This is a genomic window from Brevundimonas sp., from assembly GCF_052436175.1.
Taxonomy (GTDB): Bacteria; Pseudomonadota; Alphaproteobacteria; order Caulobacterales; family Caulobacteraceae; genus Brevundimonas.
Map to the genome: position 1 here is coordinate 1 of NZ_JBQVNM010000088.1, position 9,053 is coordinate 9,053.

The window sequence follows — 9,053 nt, forward strand, 5'->3', positions numbered from 1 at the left end:
ACCCAGGCCGCCGCCGCTGCGGGCGAGGCCGGCGCCAACGCCGCCATGGCCACCGAAAAGGCCGCCGACGCCACCGCTGCCGCCGCGGGCTCCGCCATGACCCCTGCTCCGGCCGAGGCTCCGGCCGAGAAGCACTGAACCGACTGAACATCCTGCGGGATGGAAGGGGGCCGTCTCCGGACGGCCCCCTTTTTCGTGGCTATGGACGCGCCGGGACTTGCCGCCGACGTGGAGCGGGATAGGAGACGCCATGGCCGCGCCTCCACCTCAAGCCGTCCCGCCGCCCTCTTCCGCCGCCCTGGAGTGGACCGAGGCCGACGAGCCCCGGTCCAGCCGGTTCGGCGACGTCTATTTCTCGCGCGACGACGGCCTGGCCGAGACGCGCGCGGTCTTCCTCGACGGGTGCGGCCTGCCGGACGCCTGGGGGGGCCGCCGCCGCTTCACCGTCGCCGAGCTGGGCCTCGGCACGGGCCTGAACGTCCTCGCCCTGCTCGGCCTCTGGCGTCGAACGAGACCCGAAGGCGGTCGCCTGCATGTCTTCAGCGTCGAGGGCTTTCCCATGCAGGCGTCGGAGGCCCGCCGGGCCCTGTCGGCCTGGCCCGAGCTGGCGGACCTCGCCGACCTGATGCTCGACCGCTGGCCCGACTGGACGCCCGGGTTCCACAGGATCGACCTGCCCGAGCTCGGCGCTGTCCTCGACGTGGCCATCGGCGACGCCGCCTGGGCCCTGGATCAGTGGCAGGGCCGCGCCGACGCCTGGTTCCTGGACGGCTTCTCCCCGGCCCTGAACCCGGAGATGTGGTCCGAGGCCGTGCTGGACGGGGTCGCGGCGCGTTCTGCCCCCGGCGCCCGGCTGGCCACCTTCACCGTCGCCGGGGCGGTGCGGCGCGGCCTGGCCGAGCGCGGCTTCGGTGTCGAGAAACGCCCCGGTCACGGCCGCAAGCGCGAACGGCTTGAGGCCCGGTTCGCCGGAACCCCCGCCCCCGAGCCCCGCCCGACCGTGGCCGTCATCGGCACCGGGATCGCGGGCGCCTCGGTCGCCCGCGCCCTCGAGGCCCAGGGCCTGTCTCCGATCGTGCTGGAGGCCGAGCGTCCCGGCGCCGGAGGGTCCGGCTTTCCCGCCGCCCTGGTCACGCCCCGGCTGGACGCGGGCGACGCCCTGATCGCGGGCTTTCACGCCCAGGCCCTGGCCCGCGCCGCCGACCTCTATCGCCGCATCGAAGGCGCCGTCACCGCCGAGGGCGTGCTGCAGCTCGAACAGGCCGAACGCGACGCGACCCGCTTCGACAAGGTGGCCGCCCAGACGATCTGGCCTGCAGGCGCCATGCGCCGACTGGACGCCGCCGGCGGCGCCGCCCGCCTCGGCGAAGCCACGCCCGCCAGCGGACTTCTGATGCAGACGGCCCTGGCGGTTCGTCCTGCCGTCATCCTCGACGCCTTCCTCGACGGGATCGAGGTGCGCCGGGGCGAGGTCGCCCGCATCGAGGCTTCCCCCCGGGGCTGGATCACCCTGGATGCGAATGGCGCGGAACTGTCCTGCACCGACGCCCTCGTCCTGACGTCCGGCTGGGGAAACGCCGCCCTCGCGCCCGAGCTCGGCCTGTCGCCCGTGCGCGGCCAGGCCGACTGGATCCAGAGCGACACGCCGCCCGCGCCCGCCGCCTGGGGCGGCTATGTCGCGCCCACGCCCGACGGCTTTCTGTTCGGCGCCACCCACGATCGCGGCCAGACCGACACTGAACCCCGCGCGGCCGACACCGGGCGCAACCTTGAAACCCTGTCGTCCCGCCTGCCTCAACGGGCCGCCGAAATCGTCGGCCGGCCGACCACGGCCCGCGCCGCCGTGCGCGCCACCACGAACGACCGCCTGCCGGTCTGCGGCGCCCTGTCGGAGCGTCCCGGCCTGTTCATCCTCGGCGGCCTGGGCTCGCGCGGCCTCTGCGTGGCCCCCCTGCTGGGCGAACATCTGGCGGCCCTGATCGCCGAGACCCCTTCGCCCGTCGCGCGCGATCAGGCCGAGCGTCTGCGACCGGACCGGTTGATCCCTCGCGGCTGATCCGCCGAACGCGGCGCGGCCATCGGGGGCTTGCGCCGACGCTCCCGACGCGCGACCCTCCATCGGCGTGGGGGCGCATCAGGTTTCAGGATTCGTCATGACCCGCGCCGGCCTCCTCATCCTCCTCCCGCTGAGCCTCGCCGCCTGCGCCCCTTCGGGCGAGGCCGTCTCGACAGCCGCCACGGACCAGGCCTCGGCCCGCTCCGAGCGTCGCTGCTTCCAGAACAGCCAGATCAACAACTTCCGCGTCGATCGGGAGACCACCTACATCAAGGTCGGGCGCGACGCGGTCTATCAACTCTCGGCCGCCGGCGCCTGTATGGACCTGGACAGCGCCAACAGCATCGCCCTCGTCTCGATCGACGGCGGCTCGACCCAGTGCGTGGGCGACATGGTCACGGTCCTCGCCCCGCGCGCACTGCCGCCCTCGACGCCCTGCCGGGCGCGCATCGACCGGCAATTGACGGCCGAGGAAATCGCCGCCCTGCCCGCCCGGCTGCGCCCCTGACGGCGGCCCGCCGCCCGCAGTCGAGGCTTTGGCGCAACCCCCGGACCCAATCTCTTCGCCCTTTGCGCGAACCGGGTTGCGTCATGAGCCGCCGCCCCTATTAACCCGCCGTTAACCATGGCCCTACGGGCCGCGCGGGAGTTGGGGCATGTTCGAGAGCGGGGCGTTCGTAACCGCTGACGCACAGGTCGGCGTCGGTCAAGGCCGGCCCGACGGGTCGGCGATCGGTCTGCCTCGGCGCCCTCGATCCGCCCGGCTCAAGCGCGTTCTGGACGTCTTCGGGGCCGTTCTGGCTCTGGTCCTGCTGGCCCCGGCCCTGCTCCTGATCGCCGCCGCCGTGGGCCTGACCTCGCCGGGCCCCGTCCTGTTCCGCCAGAAGCGGACCGGGCTGAACGGCCGGGTCTTCACCATCTTCAAGTTCCGCACCATGACGGTGACCGAGGACGGCGCCCACGTCACCCAGGCCACCCGCCACGACGCGCGCGTCACTCCCGTCGGCGCGGTGCTGCGCCAGACCAGCCTGGACGAACTGCCCCAGCTTCTGAACGTCCTGCGCGGCGAGATGTCTTTTGTCGGCCCGCGCCCCCACGCCCTGGTCCATGACGCCCACTACGGCGCCCTGATCCCGGGATACGACCAGAGATTCGCCGTCCGCCCCGGCCTGACCGGCTATGCGCAGATCCAGGGTCTGCGCGGCGAGATTCGCCAGCTGGAGTGCATGGCCCGCCGCGTCGCCGCCGACGCCGACTATGCCCGCAACTGGTCGCTGATCCGCGACCTGACCATCGTGCTGCGCACCGCCCCCCTGTTGCTGTCGCGCCAGAACGCCTACTGAATTCCGGCGCCGCGACGCTGGCCCTTGCGTCGCCTCGCCCGAACCGGCAATCCGCGCAGATCGCGCGTCCGCAACGAATGCGGCCGCCGCAGGATCGAGGTTTCTCATGCGTGTCGCCATGATCGGAACGGGCTATGTCGGCCTGGTCTCCGGCGCCTGTTTCGCCGACTTTGGCCATGTGGTGACCTGTATCGACAAGGACGCCTCCAAGATCGAGCGGCTGGAGAAGGGCGAAATCCCGATCTTCGAGCCTGGCCTGGACGCCCTGGTCGAAACCAATGTGCGCGGCGGTCGACTGTCCGTCACCCGCGACGGCGCCGAGGCGATCCGTACGGCCGACGCTGTCTTCATCGGGGTGGGCACCCCCTCGCGGCGCGGCGACGGCCATGCCGATCTCTCCTATGTCTACGCCGCCGCCGCCGAGATCGCCGACCTGATCCAGGGCTTCACCGTGGTGGTCACCAAATCCACCGTCCCGGTCGGCACGGGCGACGAAATCGAGCGCATCATCCGTGAACGCCGCCCCGACGCGGAGTTCGCTGTCGTCTCCAACCCGGAGTTCCTGCGTGAGGGCGCGGCCATCGAGGACTTCAAGCGGCCCGACCGCGTGGTCATCGGCGTCAACGACATCGACAGCCCGACCGGCGCCCGCGCCCGCTCGGTCATGGCCGAACTCTATCGCCCGCTGAACCTCAACGAGAGCCCGCTGCTGTTCACCGAGCGCCGCACGTCGGAGCTGATCAAATACGCCGCCAACGCCTTCCTGGCCATGAAGATCACCTTCATCAACGAGATGGCGGATCTCTGCGAAAAGGTCGGCGCCGACGTCCAGCAGGTCGCGCGCGGCATCGGTCTGGACAAGCGGATCGGCAACAAGTTCCTGCATGCCGGCCCGGGCTATGGCGGCTCCTGCTTCCCCAAGGACACCCTCGCTCTGGTGAGAACGGCGACCGACGCCGGCAGCCCCGTCCGCCTGATCGAGACGACGGTCGCCGTCAACGACGCGCGCAAGGCCGCCCTCGCCGACCGGGTGCGCAACACCCTCGGCGACGACCTGAACGGCCGGACCGTCGCCCTGCTGGGCCTGACCTTCAAGCCGAATACCGACGACATGCGCGATGCCCCGTCGCTGGACCTGGCCCCGGCCCTGATCGCGGCGGGCGCGACCGTCCGGGCCTATGATCCCGAAGGCATGCACGAGGCGGCGGCCCTGATGCCGGACGTGGTCATGACCCCCGGCCCCTATGACGCCGTCGAGGGCGCCGACGTCGTGGTCATCGTCACCGAATGGGACCAGTTCCGCGCCCTGGATCTGGACCGGATAAAGCTCCTGATGAACCGTCCGGTCATGGTCGATCTGCGCAACGTCTATCGCCCCGACGACATGCGGGCGCGCGGCTATGTCTATTCGGGGATCGGCCGTCCGTAGAGGCGCCGCGCAGCCGTCAGGCCGCGATCATCCGGTCGACCTCGTTGACGAGGTCGCGCAGGTGCACCGGCTTGGACAGGACCTTGGCCTGGGGCGAGGCCTGGGCGGCGGTCAGGGCCACGGCGGCGAAGCCGGTGATGAACATGATGCGCAGACCCGGCTGGCGGGCGGCGGCGACGCGCGCCACCTCGATCCCGTCCGCGCCCGGCATGACGATGTCGGTCAGCAGCAGGTCGTAGGGGCCGTGTTCCAGAGCGTCGATCGCATCGTCGCCGTTCTCGCAGTCGACGACCTGGTGCCCGGCCTTCTCCAGCGCCCGCGTCAGGAAACCCCTGAGCGAGGCATCGTCTTCAGCCAGCAGAATGCGCGCCATGGTTGTCCCCGTCGTCTTGAACGGTAAGGTTAGCGCCGCAAGGGTAAACTCCCCATGAAAAACGCAGCCTCCGCGCCCGCCCGGCCTGTGGACACAGCGGCCAAACCGTCTATCCGCAGGGGATGACTCCGTCGGACGACAGCGCCCAGACCTTCGACATCCGCCGCCCGGCCGGGACGGCGGGGCCGTTCGTCTTCGCTTCGCCGCACTCCGGCGACCGGCGACCCCCGGACATGCGCCCCGCGCCCGGTCTGACCGACGCCTCGCTGAGCAGCGCCGAGGACGCGGGGGTCGATGATCTGCTGGCGGCGGCGCCGGGGCTGGGCGCGCCCCTGATCCGGGCCTGGATCAGCCGCAGCTATGTCGATCTGAACCGCGCGACCGACGACCTCGATCCCGTGCTGATCGCCGGATGCCCGGTCGAGCCCGGTCGAGCGGCGTCCTCCGCCAAGATCGCCGCGGGCTACGGGGTGATCCCGCGCCGCACCGGAGACGGCCTAGACCTCTATGACCGGCGCCTCGCCCTGGCGGAGGCCGAAGCCCGGCTGGAGGCGGTCCATCGACCCTATCACGCCGCCCTCACGAATTTGATGCAGGCCGCCCGCGAGCGCCACGGAGCGGCGGTCCTGATCGACTGGCATTCCATGCCGTCCCACGCAACGGCGGGCCTGCGGGGCGCCCGCGGTCCGGACGTGGTGCTCGGCGATCGCCACGGGACGGCCTGCGACGCCCGATTGACGCGACGCCTGCGCACCCTGTTCGAGGCGGCAGGCTGGACGGTCGCGCTCAATCGTCCTTATGCGGGCGGCTACACCACCCAGATCTGGGGCCGGCCCGCCGAGGGCTTCCACGCCGTCCAGATCGAGTTGAATCGCAGCCTCTATCTCGACGAGGCGACCCGCACCCTGTCCGCCGGCCACGGCCGCTGCCGCAACGTGATCGAGCGCGTCATCAGGACCCTGCTCGACGAGGGCTGGCCCGCCTGATCCGCCGCGCTTGGCGGGACCGCGCAGACCAAAAAAAAAGCCGCACCCGAGGGTGCGGCATGAAAGTCTATAGGGAGGAAACGCCCAGGAAGGGCAAGACGCCCGGAGGCGTCGAAACTCAATCTAGGTTGCGATGCACAATGGGTCAAGGGGTGTTTCACACCACTCTATCACGGCTTGTTACGCAATTGGGACCGGTTTCTGGCGATTGAAACCGGTTTCACAAGCATGGACCGCCCTGATCGGCTGAAAACTGATGCTGCAGGTGCGAAATGGCGGAGCTTGCGCCGCGGAGTCAGTCTTTCGCCCGCTGTTCCAGCAGCCGATGGGCCGAGCGAATCGCGCGCGCCGCCGGCGATCCGGCCTGCCTCCAGACCAGCAGGGTAAAGGCCGAGGCCACGCCCGCCGCCAGCCAGAAGGGACCGAAGAGCCAGGCCCCCGCCGCGAGGGCGAAATAATAGCCCCTCACCCCCTGGCTGAAGGCGGCCAGCGCCGGATTGAGCACCGCCGCCGTCGCCTCGCCGAAGGCATGCAGGTCGCGGTCCTCGGTCAAGCGCTCGGACGCCCCGATCAGGGCCAGGGCGTAGTTCATCTGACGAATCGACCAGATGAAATCCAGCAGACCGCGCGCCAGACAGGCCAGGACCAGGGCCAGCTTGGCCTCCAGCACCGGCGCCGGCACCGCCTCGGCGCCCACGGCGGCGAAACTCTTCAGCGCCGTCTCGCCCCCGAACAGCACCCCGCCCACGGCCGCGATCAGCAGCAGGTTGGACGAGGCGAAGAAGGAGCCGGAGTTGATCGAATGGCCCAGCAACTGGCTGTCCAGCAGCTTGACCTCGCGCCGGGTCATAGCCTGCATCCAGGCCAGCCGGATCGACAGCATGTCCTGGTTCAGGGCCCCGAACCGGCGCGACAGCAGGCGCAGCAGGGGATCGTAGCCCAGCCAGCACACGAAGAAGAGCACCAGGGCCGCCCAGTCCAGCGTCGTCATTTCTGGATCATCCCCACACCGCCCTGCCCGGACCTTGGTCGATACCCTCTATAGGCCATCCCGACTTGCTCAAAAACCGTCCGGGGCCTATGGAGCCGGACTTTCATTTCGCATTCGCACAATCCCGAGCCCGCCATGAACCTCGACGCCATTCCGGTCGGCCCCAACGCCCCCTGGGACATCAACGTCATCATCGAGATCCCGCAGGGCGGCCTGCCGGTGAAGTATGAGATGGACAAGGCCTCCGGCGCCCTGTTCGTCGACCGCTTCCTGCACACGGCCATGTACTATCCGGGCAACTACGGCTTCATCCCCCACACCCTGTCGGACGACGGCGACCCCTGCGACGTCATCGTGCTGAACCCCACCCCTGTCGTGCCCGGCTGCGTCATCCGCTCGCGCCCCATCGGCGTGCTCAAGATGGTCGACGAGGCCGGCGGCGACGAGAAGATCCTGGCCGTCCCCGTGGACAAGCTGAACCCCTACTACACCGAGATCGCCTCCTACCGTCAGCTGCCGGTCATCCTGATCGAGCAGATCGAGCACTTCTTCACCCGCTACAAGGATCTGGAGAAGGGCAAGTCGGTCACGGTCAAGGGCTGGGGCGATGCCGGCGAGGCCGCCGAACTCATCGCCCAGGGCATGAAGGCCCATCAGGACAAGCTGGCCAAGGCGTCCAAGGCCGCCAACGCGGCCTGACGCTCTTCCGTCGGAGCGCCCGGCAGGGTAGCTGACTATTCATGGCCGCCGCCTCCGACAGTCCCGCCGAAGTCTTCAAGCGTGCGCTCGCTCATGCGGCGCGAGCCCTGGCGGAGCAGCCGGAGCTTGAGGTCGCCTTCGGTTCGGACGGGCCGCGCCTGTCGAACGGCGTCCTGACCCTGCCGCACCCGCCGCGCGACCCCTCTGGTCCCGAGAGCGCCGCCCTGCGTGGTCAGGCCGACCGCATGGCCCTGCGTCTGGCCCACCACGACGACAGTCTCGACAGCCGCCTGCGTCCCGCCAGCGGCGAGGCCGCCGAGGTCTATGACGCCGCCGAACAGGCCCGGGTCGAGGCCGTGGGCTCGCGCGTCCTGGCCGGGGTCCGGTCCAATATGGACGCCGCCCTCCTGACCCGGCTCGAACGGATGGGCGCTCTGCGCGCCGAGGCTGAGCGGGTGCCGGTCGGCGAGGCCGTGGGTCTGTTGCTGCGCGAGCGCCTGACCGGCCGCCGCGCCCCCGACGGCGCCGGGGCCATGCTGGACCTCGTGCGCGACGAGATCGAGGGCAAGGCCCGCGCACCGCTCGACCGTCTGGCCCAGGCCGCCGACGACCAGACCGCCTTCGCCCGCGCCCTGCGCGACGTCCTGACCGCCCTCGACCTCGACCCCGGCGACGGCGGCTCCGACGACCCGTCCGACGACGCCGGCGAGGACGATCCCCCGCCCCAGGAACCGGATGCGCCCGAGGACCAAGAAGACGAGGAGGACGACGGCGGCGGCGAGGGCGGCCAGTCGATGGAGGGCGACTCCACCGACCCCGACAGCGATCAGGACAGCGACCGCCGCCCCGACGGCGCCCCGGCCCAGCAGGACGGCGACCTGTCCGACGACGGTCCCGAACTGTCCGAAGGCGACATGCCCAACCGGCAGCAGACCCAGGACGACGGCCGGGGCGTGGACGCCTATCGCGTCTTCACCACCGCCTTCGACGAGACTGTCGACGCCGCCGACCTGTGCGACCCGAACGAGCTGGAGCGGCTGCGGTCCCTGCTCGATCAGCAGCTGACCGCCCTGTCCTCCATCGTCGCCCGCCTGGCCAACAGGCTGCAGCGCCGCCTGATGGCCCAGCAGAACCGCACCTGGACCTTCGACCTCGAGGACGGCGTGCTCGACACCG

At 70.7% G+C, this 9,053-nt stretch carries 8 protein-coding genes and 1 pseudogene; 7 read left to right on the top strand and 2 right to left on the bottom strand.

Annotated elements, in window-relative coordinates:
- The first annotated feature begins 250 nt into the window (after positions 1-250).
- From mnmC to ACT6QK_RS14125, 4 genes are all read left to right on the top strand, one after another.
- Complete coding sequence (mnmC, locus tag ACT6QK_RS14110) at positions 251-2,056, top strand: FAD-dependent 5-carboxymethylaminomethyl-2-thiouridine(34) oxidoreductase MnmC (protein WP_444598460.1); 1,806 nt, start codon at positions 251-253, stop codon at positions 2,054-2,056.
- A 97-nt stretch (positions 2,057-2,153) separates the two neighbouring features.
- On the top strand, positions 2,154-2,564 hold the full coding sequence (locus ACT6QK_RS14115) for a DUF6491 family protein (RefSeq protein WP_444598461.1): 411 nt from the start codon (positions 2,154-2,156) through the stop codon (positions 2,562-2,564).
- Positions 2,565-2,712: 148 nt separating this feature from the next.
- Positions 2,713-3,399 (top strand): exopolysaccharide biosynthesis polyprenyl glycosylphosphotransferase, encoded by a 687-nt coding sequence (locus ACT6QK_RS14120; RefSeq protein ID WP_444598462.1) that lies wholly within the window; start codon positions 2,713-2,715, stop codon positions 3,397-3,399.
- A gap of 106 nt (positions 3,400-3,505) precedes the next feature.
- Complete coding sequence (locus tag ACT6QK_RS14125) at positions 3,506-4,828, top strand: UDP-glucose dehydrogenase family protein (RefSeq protein ID WP_444598463.1); 1,323 nt, start codon at positions 3,506-3,508, stop codon at positions 4,826-4,828.
- A gap of 16 nt (positions 4,829-4,844) precedes the next feature.
- Here ACT6QK_RS14125 and cpdR read toward each other — a convergent pair whose 3' ends face one another.
- Entirely contained in the window at positions 4,845-5,201 is a 357-nt protein-coding gene (gene cpdR, locus ACT6QK_RS14130) for a cell cycle two-component system response regulator CpdR (RefSeq protein ID WP_444598464.1), read from the bottom strand.
- Between the two features lie 122 nt (positions 5,202-5,323).
- Between cpdR and ACT6QK_RS14135 the strand changes: the two genes are divergently transcribed.
- A complete protein-coding gene (locus tag ACT6QK_RS14135; RefSeq protein ID WP_444598465.1) occupies positions 5,324-6,187 on the top strand; it encodes an N-formylglutamate amidohydrolase in 864 nt (287 codons plus the stop codon).
- A 295-nt stretch (positions 6,188-6,482) separates the two neighbouring features.
- Here ACT6QK_RS14135 and ACT6QK_RS14140 read toward each other — a convergent pair whose 3' ends face one another.
- Positions 6,483-7,178, bottom strand: coding sequence for a DUF599 domain-containing protein (locus tag ACT6QK_RS14140; RefSeq protein ID WP_444598466.1), 696 nt, complete (start codon positions 7,176-7,178; stop codon positions 6,483-6,485).
- Between the two features lie 135 nt (positions 7,179-7,313).
- Here ACT6QK_RS14140 and ppa point away from each other — a divergent pair, with 135 nt between their 5' ends.
- Both ppa and ACT6QK_RS14150 read left to right on the top strand, forming a co-directional pair.
- Entirely contained in the window at positions 7,314-7,877 is a 564-nt protein-coding gene (gene ppa, locus ACT6QK_RS14145; protein ID WP_444598467.1) for an inorganic diphosphatase, read from the top strand.
- A gap of 41 nt (positions 7,878-7,918) precedes the next feature.
- Positions 7,919-9,053, top strand: a pseudogene (locus tag ACT6QK_RS14150) (cobaltochelatase subunit CobT); the annotation flags it as partial.